We start from the raw sequence: 19,069 nt of genomic DNA, 5'->3' as shown, positions 1-19,069 counted from the left end.
CTCGCCCGCCGCGCGCGATGCGGTAGACCGTTCATGGCATGCGTGTGTCCGGCTCATTGCAAGCCCGCCCGGCGAGGGCAGCGGTCTCCCCTTCCCCGCTGGTGCGCGGCGCCGCGGCGTCGGCGCTGGTCCTCGCGCTCGGCGGCATCGACGATCCCGAGCCGCCGCCGCCCGCGGTCGTCCCTCCGGCGGCCGCGGCGCGCGGCGCCGCGGGCGCGGCGGCGCTCTGCGGCCCGCGCACCGTGCCGGAGGGCGCCGCCTGCGTCCCGCTGCCTGCTCCGGGCGCGCCGCTCCCCGAAGGCGGCCCTGCGGCGCTTTCTGACCCTGCCGGTGCGCGCCCCGCCAGAGCGGGCACGCGCAGCCAGGCCCACGAGCACATCCCCCGCCGCCCGGAACGTCCGGCGAGCGCCGCCGCGTACACGTTCCCGATCGGCGCGCCGGACGCGCCGCCGGGGTTCCTCCTTGTCGAGGACGCTCCAGCCGGGGCGGGCGCGCTGCCTGCAGCGGGCTCCATCGCCGCGATCGGCGCGGCGCGGCCCGAGCCGCCGTCGTGGATCGGCGGGATCGACATCACCGCGACGCGCGGCGAGCGGGTGGCGGCGCTCAGGCTCGAGGGCCAGGAGGGGAAGGCCGAGGTCGTCTTCGTCGGCGCGCTGTCCGGGATCACGGTGGCCACGGCGCACGACGTGCGCGAGGCGCGCGACGTGGATCGCGTGCGCAGGTACCTCCTGCTCCATGGCCACCTCGATCGCCCTGGCCCCGGCGTCGTGGCGGGCGCGCGCCTCGACGCGGGCGACGTGGTCGGGTACGCCGGCGAGACGGGCAGCCCGGGCCTCGTCCGGCTGCGCCTCGAGGCGCGGCAGATCCGCGAGGGTGCGCGCATCGAAGAGCTCGATCCGAAGCGCATCACCGACGCCGCGGTGACGGTGCCTTGCGACCTCCGCAACGTCCTGCCGCTCCGTCAGGGAGCGAGCTTGTAACCGAAGCCGTAGACCGTGAGGATGTGCTCCGGCTTGTCGGGCGAGCGCTCGATCTTCTTGCGCAGCTTGACGATGAAGTTGTCGACCGTGCGGTTCGACGGCCCGGCCTCGATCCCCCAGATCTTCTGGAGGATCTCCTCGCGCGAGACCGGCTGGCCCACGCGCTCGTGCAGCAGGCGAAGGAGCTCGACCTCGTAGAACGACAGCTGATCCGAGCGCGAGCCCCGCGAGACCGTGTGCGCGGTCATGTTGATCTGCACGTTGCCGATGGAGAACACCTCGACGGGCGCCTCGGCCGGCCGGGCGGCGCGGCGGAAGAGGGCGCGCAGGCGGGCGATGAGCTCGCCCACGCTGAACGGCTTGGTCACGTAGTCGTCGGCGCCCGCGTCGAGGCCGCGGATCTTGTCGATCTCCTGGCCGCGGGCCGTCAGCATGATGATCGGCACGAACGCGTCCCAGCGCCGCAGATCCTCGCAGACCTTGAAGCCGTTGGTGTCGGGGAGCATGAGGTCGAGGAGGATGGCGTCCGGCTTCTCCTGCCGCGCGAGCAGCACGCCGTCCTTCCCCTTCGAGGCCGACGCCACCGAGAAGCCCTCGAACTCGAGGGCGTCCGTCAGCCCCAGCACGATGTGGGGCTCGTCCTCGATGATGAGAATCTTCTTCCGTGCCACCACGACGGAGTCCGGTCTTAGCACAAAACCGGGCAGGTCCCTCCCGGCGCTCCGCCGGCCGGCTCGCCGGAGCCGCTCTGGAGCCGCAAAGCGCCACAAAAGCGCCGCGGGGCGCGACCTCACGATCGCACCCCGCGCGCCGGGCTCAATCAGACGCTAGCTGACGCTAGCTGACGCCCGCTGACGTCGCCTACTCGCCGGAGCAGGTGATGAACAGCGTGGCCCCTTGCTGGGCTTCGCCCTTGCCCGTGAAACGGATCTTGCGCTGCTCGGTCGACGGGCAGTCGGCCACGATGGCGGCATCGCCGAGCCGGATCGACGGGTCGACGTAGCACCACCCGTGCACGTCTTCGATGTCGCCGACGTTGGTCCTGCACGCGTTGGCCCCGTCGGCCTCGAGCTGCTGGATCTCGCACACGCAGTCCCAGCCGGACGCCTTCGCGATGTCGAGCGAGAGCACCTCGTCCTTCGCCGCCGTATGAGCGCCCGTCACGTCGAGGCGCCCCGGCGTCCTCTCATCCGCGCAGTTGCACTGGCCCTGCGAGTTGCGCGCCTCGAGGATCAGGCAGGAGACCTGCTGGTCCGCGTCCGGCGTCAAGGTGCGTGGCAGGCACTGGCCGCCGAGCACCGTCTTCAGGCGATCGATGATGGCGCCGATCGCCGGCCGGTAGCCGTAGTCGGCCGCGCCGTCGTTGTTGAGCTGGCGCGGGCACACCGAGCCGACGATGCCCTGGGGGCCGAGCTCCCGGATGAGCTGCAGCTCGCGGAGGCCCGGGTAGGCCTTCGCCTTGATCTGCGTCGTCGACCTGGGCGCCGGATCCTCCTGGTTGTTCCCCGCTTCCGGCTCGCACAGCGGGTTGTCGGTCGCCTGACCCCCCACCGCTCTGCAGTCGCAGCTCTGAGCCGTCCCGTCGCAGGTCTTCACCGCGTCCACGGGGAGATCGAAGATGCAGGCATACTGGAGGTCCCCCGTGCTGTCCGGCGGGATCGTGTACTCGCGGCCGTTGATGCCGTTCCAGCCCGTCGCCTGCGGCCCGACGATCGCATCGCCCGTGATCGGGTTCATGCCCGAGCGAGGCTTCATCGACTCGATCATGAAGGGATCCTTCGGCGCCTGGTACTTCGCGGGATCGCCGAGGATGAGCTCCCAGGTGCTGGCGGCGCCGGCCACGGGCGCGCTGAGCTCGTCGGAGTTCTTGAACCCACCGACCGGCTCGCCGTCCTGGTTGAGGCCGTTCAGCAGGTCGGGCTGGCCTTCCGCGTTCTGACGCGCGATGTCCTGCCACGGCACGCCGACGATACCGGCGAAGAAGACGAGCCCGGGATCGCGGACGTTGGAGTCGAGGTCGTCCGGGTTCGGATCGCTGAAGATCGGGTTCGGGACCAGCTCGCCCCTGCGGTTCGGGATCTGCGCCTCGGTGAAGGCGCGCCGGTAGCGGTCGATCGGATAGAGGAAGTCGAAGCCGAACCGGCGCTTCTGATCCCAGCAGCGAGAGTTGACGGGGTCCTCCTCCTTGGTCAGCTGGGCGGTGTTGCCGTCCGTGCCCATGCACGCCTCATCCTTGGGGCAGTCGTCCTGTCTCTGGCTGCACGACCTGCAGCACTTGTTGCCCGGATCGGTGGCGCACTCGGTGCGCGGCCGCCACAGGCGGAAGCCTGTGGTCTCTGCCACGAGGTAGTTCTTGCCCTCCTCGCGGATCGAGCAGTCGTTCTCGTCGGTGAGCATGATGATCGCGAGGAGCGAGCTCGGCCGCAGGAAGTCGGCGCGCTGCCTCTTGACGTCGGCATCCTCGCCGGTGACGACGATGTTTTCGGTGGCCGGGTCAACGCTGATCGTCGCGTAGGGCTCCGGGTCGACGAGGAAGCGGTACACGCTCTCGAGCTGCGCCTCGAAGCCGCAGCCGGTCTGCCCCGTACCTTGGACCATCGCGGTGAGCTGCCCGACCAGCGACGTGTTGTTGAGGTCGGCGTTCGAATCGGCGGTGATATCCGCCTCGCCGTCGTTCGGATCCGGCCTCTCCGGCTCGCCGTCGAGCTTCTGATCTGGGTCCCAGGCCAGGAAGCCCAGGTTGAGGTAGGTCGGGATGTCGTTGACGTCGGAGTTCTCGTCGGTGCGCGCGAGGAGGTGCGCCATGTCCACGTTCGAGGCGCTCGTCGTCCGCTGGCAGGCGCCCGACCCGTGGCCGCCGAGGCTCGAGCTGATGATGCCGATGTGGATGTCCTTGACCGGCTCGAACTCACGCTTGTAGTCCTGCGGACAGGGCGTGTTGGGCGAGGCGACCGTGGTCGCCATCGTGCCGTCCTTGTGGATGCAGCGCGGGTTGACGAGACCCTGGACGAGGTCGGGGATCGCGGTGGCGAGGATGGCCTGCTTGTCGGCCATCGAACCCGAGTTGTCGATCGCCAGGAGGAGATCGATCTTGTCGACCGAGCTCTGCGTCAGCCGCTCGACGATCGTCGACGTCGACCGGGGCTTGTTCTCGGCGATGGGGCGGCTCAGACATCCGAAGGCGCTGCCTGTGCCCGCGATCAGCAGGCCCGCCATGGCGAACCTCACCGCGCCCCTCCACGGGCGCCTGCTCTCACGCTCTATCCGCGTCATATTCGACTTTCCTTTCGACCACCGATCCAGTTGCGCGGCGGTCAAGCCACCGAAAAGGCCCGCCGTCCACGGGCCCATGACCGACTTCCGCAGGCGATCCACGGCTCGACGGGAGCCCGATGCTAGGGACCCGACCGGAAGGCTGTCAATTCGACCCGGCCGGCCCCGCTCGACCCCGCGAAGGGGTCCCGTAGCAAACGAGATGCCGCCGCCGCAGACCCGTGCCCTCCATGCCCCGCGCGCCGCCGCGACGTCAACCTGATTGCGCGACAGCCAACGCAGTAGGCGACCCGCCCCTCAACCTGGGTCGACCTGGCTCCTCCGACCTGGTCCTCAACCTGGGTCGGCCAATAAGGAAAGTTCACTCATCACTGTATTGCAAACCACTCCTTCACGGGTCGCGGGAGCCCAGCCTCCATCGCGCGCGACCGGCGCTCGTGGGAGGCCCAACCTCGGTCGGCCGCGGCGCCGCAACCCAACCTCGGTCGATGCGGGGAGCTGGGTGGGTCGCCGGGGAGCTGGGTGGGTCGCGGGCCCGGCGCCGGTGGGGTTTGCCGCTTCCCAGCAGAGCCGAGTTGTGGTCAGTGCCCGGGCATGTTGCGCGTCGCCCTCGCCATGGTCCCGGAGGTACGGCAGCTGCTCACCGAGGATCCGGCGCAGCTCTCCGACCTGCTGGACGAGATCCACGACGAGGACCTCGCCGACCTCATCGGCCTGCTGGACGACGCCGAAGCGGCGAAGGTCCTGATGGCGCTCAGGGCCGAGGAGGCCGCGCCCATCTTCGAGCGCCTCGACGGCGAGACCCAGGAGGCGCTCGTCGAGCAGATGGGCATCGAGAGCATCGCGCCGATCGTCTCCGAGATGGCGGCCGACGACCGCACGGACCTCATCGAGGCCCTCCCGGACCAGGTCAGCGGCACGCTGCTCTCCACGCTGGAGAAGGTCGACCCCGAGGCGGCGGCCGAGGTCGAGGAGCTCGCCAAGTGGCCCGAGGACAGCGCCGGCGGCCTCATGACCACCGACTACGTGTCGGTGGGCATCCACCTCACGGTCGCCGACGTGATCGAGCGCATCCGCGCCGTCGGTGAGGACGCCGAGACGATCTACTACGTGTACATCGTCTCCGATCGCGGGCACCTCATCGGCGTCGTGTCGCTGCGCGATCTGCTGCTCGCCTCGCCGTCCGAGAAGCTCGCGGACGTGATGACCGAGAACGTCTTCGCCGTCAGCCCCGAGACCGACCAGGAAGAGGTCGCGCGGACCATGGCCAAGTACGACTTCAACGCGCTGCCCGTGCTCTCCGCGGACCGCAAGCTGCTCGGCGTCATCACCGTCGACGACGTGATGGACGTCCTCACGGAGGAGCAGTCCGAGGACATGCAGCGGCTCGGCGCGGTCGGCCCCATGGAGGACAGCTACTTCAAGACGAGCTTCTGGACGTTCATCCAGAAGCGAGCCCCGTGGCTCGCCGTGCTGTTCGTCGGCGAGTTCATGACCGGCGAGGTGCTCCGGCGTTTCGAGCACGAGCTCGAGGCCGTCGCGACGCTCGCCTACTACGTGCCCCTGCTCATCTCCACGGGCGGCAACTCCGGCTCGCAGTCGTCGTCGCTCATCATCCGCGGCCTCGCCGTCGGCGACGTGCGCGTCGGCGACTGGGCGAGCGTCCTCGTCCGCGAGCTCGGGCAGGCGGTCGTGCTCGGCCTTATCCTCTCCGCCATCGGCATGCTCCGCGTCTGGCTCTGGGGCGACGGCACCGGCTTCGTCCTGACGATCGGCGCGACGCTGATGGCGATCGTCCTCATGGGCTGCACCGTCGGCGCCATGCTCCCCCTCCTGCTCCGGCGCCTCGGCCTCGATCCGGCGACCAGCTCCACGCCGTTCATCGCGAGCCTCGTGGACGTCCTGGGGATCCTCCTCTACTTCACGATCGCCCGGCTCTTCCTGGCCGACCTCCTCGCGCAAGCCGGAGCGGGCGGGTGAGCGGAATCACGCGGAATTGCGCGGAGCCTGGCGGAATTGGACGGCCATCGGACGGCCATCGGACGGCGATCGAGCGACGCCGCGCCGCCCGTGCCGAGGCCCACGCCGGTCCCGCCGCGCGGGCGCGCCGCGTGCTTTTCGGCGCGCCACGACCCTTGACGCGTCGGCCCCCATGGGGGAGTGAAGCAGGCGACGTTCGTTCAGCGCAGCGTGCGCTGAGAGCCCCTCCTAGGGAAGGAGTGACGATGGCCGAAGGCTTGAATCGCGTAATGCTGCTCGGCAACCTGGGCGCCGACCCAGAGCTCCGGTTCACCCAGGGGGGTCAGGCCGTCTTGAACCTGCGGCTCGCGACGACCGAGTCGTACCTGGACCGCGACAAGGTCCGGAAAGAACGGACGGACTGGCACAATGTCGTGATCTGGGGCAAGCGCGCCGAGGCCTTGGGCAAGATCCTCAGCAAGGGTTCCTCGATCTTCATCGAGGGCTCGCTCCGCACGTCGAGCTACGACGACCGGGATGGCAACAAGCGCTACAAGACCGAGGTGATCGCGAACAACGTCCTGCTGACGGGCGGGGGCCGCGGTCGCGGCGCTGTCGGCGATGACGCAGGCGCGTTCGGCGCTGATCCCGGCGGTGGCTACAGCGGCGGTGGCGGTGGCTACAGCGGCGGTGGCGGCGGCGGCGGTGGTGGCGGCGGCGGCGGTTACAGCGGCGGCGCCGGCGGCGGCGGCCGCCCGGCGGGTGGCGGCTACAACCGCGGCGGCGGCGGTCGCCCCGCGCCGGCTGCGCAGGATCCCGGTCCTCCGCCCGACGATTTCGGCGGCGGCGGTTACGGCGGCGGCGGCAACGACGACGACATCCCGTTCTGATCGCTCCCCCTGCCCGGTCGAGTCATCAGCCTGGCGTACGCCTCTCTCTTCAACATCTCGCATCCACGCGATAGGCCCTCTCCGAGGGCCGGGCAGCTCTCCACGAGCCCCTCTTCCCCGTCCTAGGGCCGCGGCCGCGGCCGCCGCGCCAGCAGGATGGTCACCCCCGCCGCCGCGACCGCTCCGAGCGCCGCGGTCATGGCGAGGGGCTGCTCCGCGGCGAGGAAGATCGTCCGCACGAGCAGTCCCGGCTCAGGTGGCGCCACGAACACGCCCTCGAACGCGGTCGCGCCGAGCAGCGCGCCGCACCGAGCGCCCGTCCCCTGCGCAGGCTCCAGGCAGGCCAGGCTGCAGAGCGCCGCGTCGTGCTCGCTCCCGGCGAAGCCGAGCACGTGCTGCCCGCGGATCACCACCGCGCGCGCGCCAGCCCTCCCGGCTCCCTCGAACGCCTGCTCGAACCGATGCGACTGCGCGTGGATCGGCCCTGCCTCCCACCGCTCGATCGCTATCCCGAGGCCCCCCCGCACGAGCCCCGAGGCCCGATCGAGCACGAGCTCCTCCAGGCCGGTCACCCATTGCCGCGACGGGGCCGTCACGCACACCGCGCGCAGCGAGAGCCCGTCCGCCTCGACGCCCCGCAGGAGCGTCACCTTCGCGCCCGCGATCGCGGAGACGTCGATCGCGGGAAGCGCCTCCTCCGGCGCGCCGCTCGCCCCGGCCGGCAACACAAGGCGCAACCCGAGGCCCGGCGCCACGCCGTGGAGCTCAGACGCGCTCGAGCTCATCCATCAGCGCGATCACCTCGGTCCGGATCTCGACGAGGGCCGTGCGCATCCGCTGCACCTCCTCGTGGCTCGCGCCCGCGTCCGGCGTCGGCGGCTCGATGCCGCCCTCGCGCAGCTTGCGCCGCGCGCCCGCGATCGTGAAGCGGTGCGAGTAGAGCAGCTCCTTGACCTTGAGGAGCGTCTCGACGTCGCGCCGGCTGTAGACCCGCTGCCCCTTCGCCGACTTCTGCGGGCGGATGGAGCGGAACTCGGTCTCCCAGTACCGGAGCACGTGCGGCTCGACCCCCACGATGCCGGCCACCTCGCCGATCCGGTAGTACAGCTTCGCCGGAAGCTGCGCGCGCACCGCCAAGCAGTCTACTCCTCGGCCGCCGAGGCCGTCTCACGCGGGTTGAGGGCCTGCTTCAAGATCTGGCTCGCCTTGAAGTTCAGGACCCGGCGCTCCGTGATCAGGATGGGGTCGCCGGTCTGGGGGTTGCGACCCTGCCGCTGGCGCTTGTCGCGCAGCACGAAGTTGCCGAATCCAGAGATCTTGATCTTCTCCCCGCGACCCAGGGTTTCCTTCATGGTCTCGAACACGAGGTCCACCAGATCGGCAGATTCCTTCTTCGAGAACCCCCCAAGGCGGGAGTAGACCGCCTGAACGATTTCGGCTTTCGTCATGATACCCCCATCGCCCTTGCAGAAGGGGGGGACGCGCCGCAACCCCTGAAGACCGTTCAGGAAGCCGCGTGCGGTCCCCCGACCGGCCTGGAGGGCAGAATGCCAGCGTGCGTCGGTAAGGTCTAGGGGGTTACGCAGGCTTCGCCCGATGTGCACCAGGCACGCTTCGTGGAGCCCCCCGAGCAACGCAGCGCTCGGAGCGAACCTGCGACCCCACGAGCAGCGCCCCACACCTCGCACCCTCGATCCGGCGGCCAGGAATCCGGCAGGCTCACCGGCGCGACCACGGGCGCAGGATGGGCTCGGCGGCGACGATCCGCTCAGACGGCAAGATCGCCGAGGTGGCGTTCCTTCGTCGACTGCCGGGACCAGGCGCCGACGACGGCCGCCTCGCTCGGCCGCGCGTCGCTCCAGCCGACGACCGGCGCGCTCGATGCCACATCGCGGCGGCGCACGATCTGCTCCTGGACGACCAGGAACGCCACGTAGAGGTAGCCGACGGCGAAGAGCACCGCGAACGGCGTGGCGAAGTAGTGCCCCGTCTCCACGGACGCGACCACCGCGCCGCACGACAGCACCGCGAGCATCGCCTCGGTGATCGGCAGGTCCGTGCGGACCCTGTACCGGCCCTTGTTGTCGCCCTGCTTCGGCGTCCGGACGAACTCGCCGGACATGCTGCGGAGCCCCTCGATCACGGCCTTCGACAGGTACGGCGCGAGCCCCGTCCCGAGCGCGATGAGCATCGGCAGGCGCCTGACCGCGCCCCAGCGCGAGCGGCCCTGCGCCGTCTCGGCCAGCATGTAGAACGCCGCGAGCGACCCCGTCGTCGCCGTGCAGAGCGGCAGATCGATGGCGATCATCGTCAGCGTGTCGGCCGCGGGGAACAGGACGAGCGCCGGCAGCAAGAGGATGCTCAGCAGCACCAGCAGCGGGTAGGCGAAGTGCGGCGTGAGGTGGAAGAACGCCTCGATCCGCTGCCCGAGCGAGAGCTTGGCGCTCAGCACGGTCGCCATCAGCTTGCGCGCCGTCTGCACCGTCCCCTTGGCCCAGCGGTACTGCTGCGCGCGCAGCGCCGAGATGTCCTCGGGGAGCTCCGCGGGCGAGACGACATCCTCGCGGTAGATGAAGCGGTAGCCCGCGAGCTGCGCCCTGTACGACAGGTCGAGGTCCTCGGTCAGCGTGTCGTGCTGCCAGCCGCCCGCCTCGCGGATGGCGTCCTTGCGCCACATCCCCCCGGTGCCGGAGAAGTTGAACAGGAGGCCCGCGCCGAAGCGCGCGCGGTTCTCGACGAGGTGGTGGCCGTCGAGCATGAGCGCCTGCACCTGCGTGAGGATCGAGACGTCACGGTTCAGGTGGCCCCACCGCGTCTGCACCATGCCGACCGTCGGGTCCTCGAAGTGGCCGACGATGGACCGCACGAAGTCCGGCTGCGGGATGAAGTCGGCGTCGAAGATCGCGACCAGCTCGCCCTTCGCGATCTTGAGCCCCGCGTCGAGCGCCCCCGCCTTGTAGCCGACGCGGTCCACGCGGTGCAGGTACACCGCGTCGAGGCCCAGCGCGCGCAGCCGCTCGACGTGCGCGCGGACGAGGCCCTGCGTCTCGTCCGTCGAGTCGTCGAGCACCTGGATCTCCAGCTTGTCGCGCGGGTAGTCCATCTTCGCGACGGCATCGAGCAGCCGCGCCGCGACCGTCGACTCGTTGAAGAGCGGGAGCTGGATCGTCACCGGCGGGAGGTCGCGATCGGTCAGGGCCGCGACCTCCTGCGCGCGGGTGATCTTGGCGCGGTTCAGGCGACAGAGGACCACGAGATGCAGCCGGTGCAGGCCGTAGGCGCTGAGGCCGAGCAGCACGCCGAAGTAGAGGACACAGAGCAGCAGGGAGAGCATCGCGAGCACCTACCGCCGGCGGGTTGCCGTGCAGCCGTGGGACCGGGCGAGAACGCCGCTCTCCACCCCTGCAGGCGCCGGCAGACAACGAACGCGTACCATCCGCTGGATCCGAAGTTGTCAGGCACTTGTAATTCGTTGCAACTCTCTGTCGCGAGGTCCGCAAAGTTGACTTCGGCCCGAGTCGCTCCCCGCGGGAAATGACAATCACCGACAATCCCGCTTCGCCCGGGCGCGCGGCGCTGCCCGCAGGTGCGCCGCACGAACGCACGTACGCGAGCGGCGCGCCGACTCAGGGAGTCCCCGGATACTGGAGCTCCAAGTAAGGTGTTTTTGGTAAGGCTCCTCCGAAACCACGTTCGATGAGTAGGGTGCTCACCCGCTGGGCAGATTCACAGTACTGCGCGATTTCGGGGCCTGGGCAGGGGCCGCGCGCCGCGCGCCGCGTCGGCAGAGGCCCGGGGTCATCTGCGCCTGGCACCCGCGGGGGCTCGGGGCTATCGGTTCCCCGATGGATCGCGCCCTACTTAATGAACTGAAGGCTCGTCAGATCGCGTTCCTCGAGGCGCGGCTCATCTCGGAGGCGGCGGCGCGCGACTTCCGGGAGCGGCTGCCTGCCGGCTTCGCGGCGCTGCTCGCGACGCCGCTCGGCGAGCTCGTGGACGCGGGGGCGATCGGGCGCGCGCTCGAGGCGCTGGCGGCCGAAGAGCCGCTCCGGCGGGCGGTCCGGCCCGCGGCCGCCGCGGCGCTCGCGGCGCTCGTCGAGGCGGCGCGCGCCGAGCGGCGGAGCGCGAAGGAGCTCCTGCCGGAGGGCGCCCGCGACAAGCTCGATCGCATCCTCGAGCAGCCGAAGATCGTGCCGGAGCGGCTCGTGCGCGAGGTGCTGGAGAGCGCGGCGCTCGACGCGGTGATGCGCGACGTCCTCTACGACACGCTGATGGAGTTCACCGAGAAGGTGAACCCGTTCTTCGCCGAGTGGGGCCTGCCCGCGCTCCTCAAGCGGGTCGCCCCCTTCGGCCTCGGCGGGGTCGGAAAGACGATGGGCGCGATGCGGGGCGAGTTCGAGCGGCGGCTCGAGCCGGAGATCCGCCGGTTCTTGCAGGGGTTCTCGCGCACGGCGATGCGCCAGGTGCACGACATCCTCGTCGCCAAGGGCGACACCCCCGAGTTCGTCGGCCTGCGCAAGCAGGTCGCCGCGTGGGTGCTGGAGCAGGAGATCTGCGCGCTCGTCGGTCAGCTCGACGCGAAGAGCTCGGCGATCGCCGCGGAGCTCGGCGCCGACATCGCCGCGCAGCTGCTCCGGGATCGGCCCGTCCGGACGCGGACCAGCGAGGCGATCGCGGCGTTCGTCGCGGCGCACGCGGGCGAGCCGCTCGGCGAGGCGCTGGGGCGGCTCGGGATCGCGCCCGAGCTCGACGCCGGCGCGCTCGCGGACGCGCTCTGGCCCGTCGTGAGGAGCATGTGCGCGACCGGACCGGTGCGCGCCTGGCTCGCGTCCGTGGTGGAGGAGTTCTTCGACGGGTTGCCGGACGGGCTCGAGCCGTCCGCCTGAGGCGAGCCGATGCGAGAGGCGCCTGCCCCGGGTGGCACCCGGCCCGCGGTGAGCGCGGGCCCCCATCCGAGGCCGGCCGCGGTCAGCCCATGGCCGAGGCGTCGGCCACCGCAGACTCGATGTACGCGAGGCCGCGCGACGGGCATGCGGGCACCGTGGGCGCGAACGCCTCCATGTCCAGGATGAGCTCGGGGCCGACCGCGGGCGTGAGCACCACGACGGGCACGCGCGGCGACATGCGGCGGAGCTCCTCCATCTCGCTGTGGAGCTCCGCCTCCTCCCGGGGCACGAGCACCATCACATGAGGACGCCAGCGGGCAAGCACGTCACGCGCATGGCCGAGCCCGCAGCACGTCTCCACCGTGTAGTCCCGGGATGAGAGGAAGTGGACGAGCGGCTGGGAGTTGCTGGCGTCGTCATCGATCACCAGAACGCGGGTCGTGCGCTCAATCTCCATGGGTATCCCCCGTCAGCGGCCGGCTCTGGCCGCCGCTGTGAAAACCAGGTCTTCATGGCCTGGCTCACAGTGACCATACTCCATATTCGGCAAAGAGCGATATCAATCGCGCCTCAGCGCATCACGCGATGCGTTGATACGCGCTTGAAACACCAGCGCTCTCTGCCTGTTTCTTTTCTGATCCGCTGTGATCCGCCGTGATCCCCGATGGCCCGTCTGCGACCCGCTCGGGGCGCCGCGACGCGCAGACGAGCGCCGGCGCGGGAGCGGGATCAGCCGCCGAGGTAGGCCGCGCGGATCTCTTCGTTCGCCGCGAGATCCTTCGACTCGCCGCTCATGGCGATCTGCCCAGTACGGAGCACGTAGGCGCGCGTCGAGTACTTGAGCGCCAGTCGGGTATTCTGCTCGACGAGGAGTACGGTTGTTCCCGACGCCGCGATCTTGGCGATCGACTCGAAGATGTCCGCGACGAGCCGCGGCGCGATGCCGAGCGAGGGCTCGTCGAGGAGCAGCATGGCGGGGCGCGCCATCATGGCGCGGCCGATCGCGAGCATCTGCTGCTCGCCGCCGGAGAGCGTGCCGCCGTGCTGGTGCATGCGCTCGCCCAGCCGGGGGAAGAGCTTCACCACGTCGCCGACGGTCTCCGCCATGGTGGGGCCGTGCTTGTGGCACCACGCGCCGAGCTCGAGGTTCTCGCGGACGCTGAGGTTCGAGAAGATCGCGCGCCCCTCCGGGACGAGCGAGATGCCGGCCGCGACGAGCTCCTCCGTCGAGACGGACGCGAGGTCCTTGCCGTCGTAGCGGATGCGGCCGGAGGCGATCGGGAGGAGGCGGACGATCGTCTTCAGCGTGGTCGTCTTGCCGGCGCCGTTCGCGCCGATCATCGCCACGATCTCGCCGCGCCGCACCTCGAGGCTGACGCCCTTGAGCGCCTTGATGCCGCCGTAGCTGACCGCGAGATCGTCGACGACGAGCAGGGGGTCGCCGGGGGCCACCGAGGGGGGCTGCCGCGTCGGATGCGATGTCTTCATGCGGGCTCCTCCGCCGCCGCGCCGGCCGCCTCGTCGTCGATCTCCTCGCCGAGGTACGCGGCGAGGACCTTCGGGTCCCTGCGCACGACCTCCGGGGTGCCGTGCGAGATGGTCTCGCCGTGATCGAGGACGTGGATCTCCTCGCACACCCCCATCACGACCTGCATGTTGTGCTCGACCAGCACGACCGTGATGTCGAAGGTGTCGCGCAGCCAGCGGATCTGCTGCTTGAGCCCCTCGGCCTCGCCGTAGTTCATGCCCGCCGCCGGCTCGTCGAGCAGGAGCACCCTCGGCTTGAGCATCATCGCCCGGGCGATCTCGAGGCGGCGCTGGTTGCCGTACGAGAGCGACGTCGAGATCTCGTCGGCCATGTCCTCCAGCTTGAACACCGAGAGGAGCGAGAGGGCGCGCTCGGTCATCTCCTGCTCGTCCTTGAAGAAGAACGGCGAGCGCAGCAGGGCGGACGCGAGCGTGGATCTCCGCAGGTTCTCGCAGGCGACGAGCACGTTCTCGAGCACCGTGAGCTGACCGAAGAGGCGGATGTTCTGGAACGTGCGGGCGATGCCGAGGCGCGCGATCTGGCTCGGCCGGAGCGGCGCGAGGTCGGTCCCGCCGAAGCGGATCGCGCCCTCGTCGTGCTTGTAGACGCCGGTGATCAGGTTGAACACCGTCGTCTTGCCCGCGCCGTTCGGGCCGATGAGCCCGAAGATCGAGCGCTCGGGCACGGTGAAGGAGACGCCGCCGACGGCCCGCAGGCCGCCGAACCGCTTGGTCACGTGCTTCAGATCGAGGTTCACTCGAGCTCCCTCCCGGCCGGCTTGCCCTCGCGGCCGACGGTGATGCCGGGCGGCGGCTCATCGGGCGGCGCGCCAGGGCTCGGCAGCGCGCCCTCGTGCCCGGCGCCCGCCTCCACGCCGGTCGTGGCGGGGACGGGCTCGGCCGGGCCCACCGGGAAGCGCTTCCTGCGCGACCAGCGCCGGCCGAAGAGCTCGCGCTCGCCGAACAGCCCCTCGGGGCGGAGGACCATCAGCCCGATGAGGATGCCCGCGTAGAGCACCATCCTGAGGGCGTTCAGATCGAGCGCGGGGTAGGCCGCCTTCAGCGCGAGGACGCTGTCGAGGCCCTGCAGCTGCTCGATGAGCTTCACCGTGAAGGTCACGAACACGCCGCCGAGGATCGCCCCGGAGACGCTGCCCGAGCCGCCGAGGATCACCATCGTGATGGCGTCGAACGAGTAGTTGAACGTGAACTGGTCCGGCTGGACCGTGGGGTTGCCGTCGCGCATCGACGAGAGCAGGGCGCCGGCGATGCCGCCGCCGGCGGCGGAGATGACGAACGACGTGACCTTGTAGCGCGTCGGATCGACGCCCACCGCGGCGGAGGCGATCTCGTCCTCGCGGAGGGCGCGCAGCGCGCGGCCCCAGCCGGAGAACTTCAGCCGCCAGGCGAGGATCGTCGCGAGCACGACGGAGCCGAAGATCCAGAACGGGCCGGCGTACTGCGGCACGCCGGTGTCGTCGGGGCCGGCGTAGCCGATCGGGCCGCCGAGCGCCCCGAGGAGCTTGCCGACCGCCCCCTGGTCGGGGCCGCCGGTCGTCGCCGTCGCGATCGTCAGGCGGAAGATCTCGGCGAACCCCAGGGTCACGATGGCGAGGTAGTCGCCGCGCAGCCGGAGGCTCGGCAGGCCGACCACGAGGCCGAAGAGGGCCGCGACGAGCCCGGACGCGAGCAGCGCCGCGGGCATCACGACGAACGAGTTGCCGAAGAGCGGCTCGCCGCCGCCGAGGTGCTGGTGCAGGTTGCCGGCGACGACCGCCCCGGTGTACGCGCCGATCCCGACGAAGCCGGCGTGGCCGATCGAGAACTGGCCGGCCATTCCGTTGATGACGTTGAGCGAGAGCGCCGCGATGACGTTGACCATCGCGAACAGGGCGAGCTGACGCCAGGCAGCGTCCGGCAAGAGGGTCTCGAAGCCGAACTCGAGGGCGACGACGACGCCGAGGAGCAGGAGCGCAGTGAGGATGCGCTGCAACGGTCGAGGCATGGCCGGCCAGAGTTGGAATGGCCGAGCCGCACCGTCAAGCAGTAGCGTCAGTAGCGTTACTTGATGACCCGCAAATAGGGGGGCAGTTCGCGCTTCGGCTTGCCCGCCCCTTGGCGAGGCTTGGGCTCGGGCTCACCGGAGCCACCCGATTCGTCGTCTTCGCGCTCCTCGGTGGAGCGCACCGGCGCGAGGGCCGGCACCGGCGCGAGCGGCCTCACGGGCGCGCCGGCGTCCCGCGCCGGGGCCTCGCCCGCGCCGAGGCGCTCGCCGGCCTCCACGGACTCGAGCTGGGGGCGCGCCCTGTCGCGCGCCGGCGCCTCGTCCGCCGCCTCGTCGCTCCGCTCGTCGTCGCCGCTGGGGGGCGCGACGGCGGCGAGCCGGGGGCGCGGCCTCTTGGCGGGCTTCTGCGGCGGGGCGACGGCGGGGCGCTGCTGCTTCTGCGCGGCGAGATCGGCCGGGATGTCCTCGGGCCACACCATGCCGCGCTGGTCCTCGCTCACGAGCGCCCAGATCGCGTGCCACGGCAAGCGGCACCAGAACGGCGCGCGGTTGAACGACAGGGTGCAGCTGATCCCGTCGTCGTCCACCTTGAGGTCGGGGATGGCGATCGCCATGTTCATGCCGACCTGGAGGATCAGCTGCGGCTGTCCCGTGAACCACTTGGGGACGGAGACACCGGGCCGGCGCGGATCGAGGTGGATGAACACGCTCGGCTCTCGCTCGAGGAGGGCCAGCGCGACGTCCTTTTTCGGCGGGAGCGGTCTCTGCACGTCGGACATCGTACTGCTCTGCCCAATACCCCGGACCGCGCGGCTCCGCCAGCGCTTCGGGGAGGCCACGCGCCGAGCAGCGTGCCGGGTGAGCAGGCCGCCGCGCCCCCGCCACCAGGCGCTCCAGCAGATCTGTAGAAAACGCGCTGTGAGCGCAGCGCGCGGCGCGGCCGGCGCCGCGCGAGCTTCCCGGCAGCCCCGGCGACGCTCACGCTGCGCGCCCCCGGCCCAGCTGGACGGGGACCTCGGAGAGGGTGACCCGGTGCTTGCCGCCGCTCGTGAGGGGGATCTCGTCGACGATCTGGACGCAGACCTCCGCGCGCTCGCCCAGGTGCTGCCGGACGAGGCGCTCGATGAGCCTCGCGGTCTCGGGCTGGAAGCCCTTGCCCGGCACGAGCTTGACCGTGAGCGCGCGCCGCCGGTCCTGGTGGACCTGGTAGCGGGCGATGGTCGGCTGGTCCTTGATGAGGTGCGGGAAGAACTCCCCGGCGAGCAGCTCGCCGTCGGGGCCGACGAGCAGGTCGAGGACGCGGCCCTCGACCGAGGCGAGCATCGGCAGCCCGCGGCCGCACGCGCACGGCGCGCCGGCGGCGATCGCGACGTCCTGGTTCTTGTAGCGGATGAGCGGCATCGAGCGGCAGACGAGGTCGGTCACGACGACCTCGCCGGGCTCGCCGGGGAGGGCGTGCCGCCCGTCGCGGAGCAGCTCGACGAACACGTTCTCCATGTTGATGTGCTTGCCGGCGTGCCGCTCGCACTCGGCGGCGATCAGCATGAGCTCCCGGCAGCCGTACCGATCGAACACCGGCGCGCCGAACGCGCGCTCGATGGCCTCGCGCTGGTGCGCGAACAGCCGCTCGGCGCTGGTGACGATGCCGCGCGGCGCGGGGAGCGCGCGGCCATCCGAGAGCGCGTAGCGCGCCGCGTGGTACAGCGCGCTCGCGTACCCGACGATGAGCTGCGGCCGGTACCGCGCGATCTCGTCGAGCAACGCGGCGAGGCGCCGGTCGGACAGGTCGAAGGCGGAGATCATCTTCTTGCGGAGGATGGCCTCGTGAAGGGAGCGCTTGGCCTTCGTCGCGAGCGTCTCGCTGACCAGCACGGCGCTCCACAGGTGGAGCTCCCGGTCGCCGAGCCGGGCGCCCGCCCACCCGTCGGACCGCATGGCGGCCGCGATGCGGCGCTCGTAGGTGCGGTGGTCGAACCGGAACTGCACCGGCTCCCCCGTCGACCCGCCCGTGCCGCTCGCGTAGAGCCGGCCGACGAAGCCCTCGGCGAGGAGATCCTGCCCGTGGGCGCGGAGGTCGGCCCTCGTGAGGACGGGGAACCGCAGGAGGTCCTCCGGCGCCTTGACCGAGGCGGCGCGCACGCCGTGCTCGGCGAAGCGAGCCCGGTAGAACGGGACGTGCCGCTCGGCGAACTGGAGGGCGGCGAGCATCCGCCGGAAGCTGAGATCGCGAATCTCGTTCTCCGATCGCCACTGGGAGCGCTCTATCCGCTCCAGGTCTTTCAGGGTCTCCCTGCCCCTCAAACGGGTCTCGTAGAGCGGAAACAGGATGTTTCGAAACAGCCCACCGTACATGCGGGAGAGCGTTCTTTCGAATCATCGACCGTCAAGCGCGCGCGGGCGCCTCTCCCGTGAAATCCATGTGTTCGAGGCGCGGAGTCCGACCGGAGCGGCGCGCGCGGGCAAACTCCGTCGCAGCAGAGCCGGTGAGCGCTCGGCGCGACCGCTGCCCGGACACACGCAGTCAGGCGTTCACGCCGCGCCGGGCATCGGGCGCCAGCCGGGGGCGCGCCGGCGGGGGCGCGCGTCAGCCTGCGCTCGTGGCCGCGGACGAGCTCGACCCGAGGATCGCGACGGTGGCGCCGGCGAGGATGATCGCGGCGCCCGCGATCTCGAGCGCGGTCGGGGTGGCGTGGAGCCACAGGGCGCCGATGACGATCCCGCCGAGCGTCTCGCCGGGGGACACGAGCGCGACGATGGATGGGGACATGCGGCGCGCCGCGATCTGGACCGCGGTGTGGCCGACGACGGTGGGGACGAGCGCGAGCGCGACGATGGCGACGGCGGCGTGGGCCGGCGGCGGGGCGACGCCCTCGAGCGCGCCAGGCGCGAACGGGAGCGCCACGGCGAGGAAGACGGCGGCGCTGCCGTAGACGAGGGCGGCGTAGCTCCGCGCCGGCAGCGCGTCCCGGAGCGCGCGGGCGAAGGACACGTAGAGGCCGTAGAGGAGGGTGGCGCCGACGACCAGGAGGTCGCCCGAGAGCCGGTGATCGCCGGCGCCGGCCGAGCGCGCGACGACGAGCGCGCCGACGGTGGCGAGCAGCACGCCCGCCTGCTCGGAGCGCGTGGGGCGGACACCGAAGAACGCCCACGCGCAGAGCACGACGGCGAGCGGCTCGAGCGAGACGAGCGAGAGGGCCGCGGCGAGGGACGTGCGGTCGAGCCCCCAGAGGAAGAGCGCGAAGTGGACGGCGAGCAGGAGGCCGGCGCAGAGGACGGCGGCGCCCTGGCGCGGCGAGAGGCGGGCAGCCGAGCGGGCGATCGCGCGCAGGTCGACCAGGGAGAGCGCGATCGCGGCGAGGGCGACCCGGCCGAAGGCGATGGCGAGCGGGTGGACCGGGCGCGCATAGCGGGCGAGCGGGCCGCTCGCGGCGAAGGCGAGGCTGGCCAGGACGACGAAGAGCGCTGCGCGGCGGGCGCGACGTGCCGAGGAGCGCGGCTCGTCCGTCATGCGAGGGTGCTAGTTCAGGAGACCGGGAAAGACAACCAGCG

17 protein-coding genes are annotated in these 19,069 nt (G+C 71.2%); 4 read left to right on the top strand and 13 right to left on the bottom strand.

From position 1 onward, the window contains the following. Positions 1-38 precede the first annotated feature (38 nt). Complete coding sequence (locus WMF39_RS46695) at positions 39-980, top strand: hypothetical protein (RefSeq protein ID WP_437742896.1); 942 nt, start codon at positions 39-41, stop codon at positions 978-980. Here the strand turns inward: WMF39_RS46695 and WMF39_RS46690 are convergent. Both WMF39_RS46690 and WMF39_RS46685 read right to left on the bottom strand, forming a co-directional pair. After that, entirely contained in the window at positions 962-1,651 is a 690-nt protein-coding gene (locus WMF39_RS46690) for a response regulator transcription factor (RefSeq protein WP_437713728.1), read from the bottom strand. The genes WMF39_RS46695 and WMF39_RS46690 overlap by 19 nt on opposite strands. A 190-nt stretch (positions 1,652-1,841) precedes the next feature. Then, positions 1,842-4,196 (bottom strand): hypothetical protein, encoded by a 2,355-nt coding sequence (locus tag WMF39_RS46685; protein ID WP_437742895.1) that lies wholly within the window; start codon positions 4,194-4,196, stop codon positions 1,842-1,844. A 651-nt stretch (positions 4,197-4,847) separates the two neighbouring features. Here WMF39_RS46685 and mgtE point away from each other — a divergent pair. Continuing rightward, the gene (gene mgtE, locus WMF39_RS46680; protein WP_437742894.1) at positions 4,848-6,233 is read left to right on the top strand and encodes a magnesium transporter; all 1,386 of its coding nucleotides are present in this window, start codon (positions 4,848-4,850) and stop codon (positions 6,231-6,233) included. 245 nt (positions 6,234-6,478) lie between these two features. Beyond that, positions 6,479-7,102 (top strand): single-stranded DNA-binding protein, encoded by a 624-nt coding sequence (locus WMF39_RS46675; protein WP_437742893.1) that lies wholly within the window; start codon positions 6,479-6,481, stop codon positions 7,100-7,102. A gap of 122 nt (positions 7,103-7,224) precedes the next feature. Here the strand turns inward: WMF39_RS46675 and WMF39_RS46670 are convergent, their stop codons facing one another. The 4 genes from WMF39_RS46670 to WMF39_RS46655 all read right to left on the bottom strand — a co-directional run bounded on the left by WMF39_RS46670 (position 7,225) and on the right by WMF39_RS46655 (position 10,436). After that, complete coding sequence (locus WMF39_RS46670) at positions 7,225-7,887, bottom strand: hypothetical protein (RefSeq protein ID WP_437742892.1); 663 nt, start codon at positions 7,885-7,887, stop codon at positions 7,225-7,227. After that, the gene (locus WMF39_RS46665) at positions 7,868-8,233 is read right to left on the bottom strand and encodes a MerR family transcriptional regulator (protein WP_437742891.1); all 366 of its coding nucleotides are present in this window, start codon (positions 8,231-8,233) and stop codon (positions 7,868-7,870) included. The genes WMF39_RS46670 and WMF39_RS46665 overlap by 20 nt, the downstream gene beginning before the upstream one ends. Positions 8,234-8,244: 11 nt before the next feature. Beyond that, positions 8,245-8,550 carry an integration host factor subunit alpha gene (locus tag WMF39_RS46660; protein ID WP_012241218.1) on the bottom strand — a complete coding sequence of 102 codons (306 nt, stop codon included), beginning with the start codon at positions 8,548-8,550 and terminating at the stop codon, positions 8,245-8,247. A gap of 320 nt (positions 8,551-8,870) precedes the next feature. Continuing rightward, positions 8,871-10,436 (bottom strand): glycosyltransferase family 2 protein, encoded by a 1,566-nt coding sequence (locus WMF39_RS46655; protein ID WP_437742890.1) that lies wholly within the window; start codon positions 10,434-10,436, stop codon positions 8,871-8,873. Between the two features lie 511 nt (positions 10,437-10,947). Between WMF39_RS46655 and WMF39_RS46650 the strand changes: the two genes are divergently transcribed. Further along, positions 10,948-11,988, top strand: a complete 1,041-nt coding sequence (locus WMF39_RS46650; RefSeq protein WP_437742889.1) for a hypothetical protein — start codon at positions 10,948-10,950, stop codon at positions 11,986-11,988. Positions 11,989-12,070: 82 nt separating this feature from the next. Here WMF39_RS46650 and WMF39_RS46645 read toward each other — a convergent pair whose 3' ends face one another. The 7 genes from WMF39_RS46645 to WMF39_RS46615 all read right to left on the bottom strand — a co-directional run bounded on the left by WMF39_RS46645 (position 12,071) and on the right by WMF39_RS46615 (position 19,028). Continuing rightward, positions 12,071-12,445, bottom strand: coding sequence for a response regulator (locus tag WMF39_RS46645; protein WP_437742888.1), 375 nt, complete (start codon positions 12,443-12,445; stop codon positions 12,071-12,073). 272 nt (positions 12,446-12,717) lie between these two features. Continuing rightward, the gene (locus WMF39_RS46640; protein ID WP_437742887.1) at positions 12,718-13,476 is read right to left on the bottom strand and encodes an ABC transporter ATP-binding protein; all 759 of its coding nucleotides are present in this window, start codon (positions 13,474-13,476) and stop codon (positions 12,718-12,720) included. Continuing rightward, positions 13,473-14,273 (bottom strand): ABC transporter ATP-binding protein, encoded by an 801-nt coding sequence (locus WMF39_RS46635; protein ID WP_437742886.1) that lies wholly within the window; start codon positions 14,271-14,273, stop codon positions 13,473-13,475. Before WMF39_RS46635 ends, WMF39_RS46640 begins: the two co-directional genes overlap by 4 nt. After that, the gene (locus WMF39_RS46630; RefSeq protein ID WP_437742885.1) at positions 14,270-15,520 is read right to left on the bottom strand and encodes a branched-chain amino acid ABC transporter permease; all 1,251 of its coding nucleotides are present in this window, start codon (positions 15,518-15,520) and stop codon (positions 14,270-14,272) included. The genes WMF39_RS46635 and WMF39_RS46630 overlap by 4 nt, the downstream gene beginning before the upstream one ends. Before the next feature lie 56 nt (positions 15,521-15,576). Beyond that, a complete protein-coding gene (locus WMF39_RS46625; RefSeq protein WP_437742884.1) occupies positions 15,577-16,299 on the bottom strand; it encodes a ClpXP protease specificity-enhancing factor SspB in 723 nt (240 codons plus the stop codon). Positions 16,300-16,498: 199 nt separating this feature from the next. Beyond that, entirely contained in the window at positions 16,499-17,821 is a 1,323-nt protein-coding gene (locus WMF39_RS46620) for a phenylacetate--CoA ligase family protein (RefSeq protein WP_437742883.1), read from the bottom strand. Between the two features lie 283 nt (positions 17,822-18,104). Continuing rightward, positions 18,105-19,028 carry a DMT family transporter gene (locus WMF39_RS46615; protein WP_437742882.1) on the bottom strand — a complete coding sequence of 308 codons (924 nt, stop codon included), beginning with the start codon at positions 19,026-19,028 and terminating at the stop codon, positions 18,105-18,107. Positions 19,029-19,069: the final 41 nt, after the last annotated feature.

The sequence above is a fragment of the Sorangium sp. So ce1504 genome, from assembly GCF_051521635.1.
Lineage (GTDB): Bacteria > Myxococcota_A > Polyangia > Polyangiales > Polyangiaceae > Sorangium > Sorangium cellulosum_B.
This window is presented reverse-complemented; position numbering and strand designations above follow the sequence as displayed.

Coding starts and splice junctions, on each gene's coding strand:
- WMF39_RS46630 (WP_437742885.1), bottom strand. CDS start 15,520: ATGCCTCGACCGTTGCAGCGCATCCTCACTGCGCTCCTGCTCCTCGGC.
- WMF39_RS46645 (WP_437742888.1), bottom strand. CDS start 12,445: ATGGAGATTGAGCGCACGACCCGCGTTCTGGTGATCGATGACGACGCC.
- WMF39_RS46625 (WP_437742884.1), bottom strand. CDS start 16,299: ATGTCCGACGTGCAGAGACCGCTCCCGCCGAAAAAGGACGTCGCGCTG.
- WMF39_RS46670 (WP_437742892.1), bottom strand. CDS start 7,887: ATGAGCTCGAGCGCGTCTGAGCTCCACGGCGTGGCGCCGGGCCTCGGG.
- WMF39_RS46685 (WP_437742895.1), bottom strand. CDS start 4,196: ATGGCGGGCCTGCTGATCGCGGGCACAGGCAGCGCCTTCGGATGTCTG.
- WMF39_RS46675 (WP_437742893.1), top strand. CDS start 6,479: ATGGCCGAAGGCTTGAATCGCGTAATGCTGCTCGGCAACCTGGGCGCC.
- WMF39_RS46655 (WP_437742890.1), bottom strand. CDS start 10,436: ATGCTCTCCCTGCTGCTCTGTGTCCTCTACTTCGGCGTGCTGCTCGGC.
- WMF39_RS46695 (WP_437742896.1), top strand. CDS start 39: ATGCGTGTGTCCGGCTCATTGCAAGCCCGCCCGGCGAGGGCAGCGGTC.
- mgtE (WP_437742894.1), top strand. CDS start 4,848: ATGTTGCGCGTCGCCCTCGCCATGGTCCCGGAGGTACGGCAGCTGCTC.
- WMF39_RS46640 (WP_437742887.1), bottom strand. CDS start 13,476: ATGAAGACATCGCATCCGACGCGGCAGCCCCCCTCGGTGGCCCCCGGC.
- WMF39_RS46615 (WP_437742882.1), bottom strand. CDS start 19,028: ATGACGGACGAGCCGCGCTCCTCGGCACGTCGCGCCCGCCGCGCAGCG.
- WMF39_RS46650 (WP_437742889.1), top strand. CDS start 10,948: ATGGATCGCGCCCTACTTAATGAACTGAAGGCTCGTCAGATCGCGTTC.
- WMF39_RS46660 (WP_012241218.1), bottom strand. CDS start 8,550: ATGACGAAAGCCGAAATCGTTCAGGCGGTCTACTCCCGCCTTGGGGGG.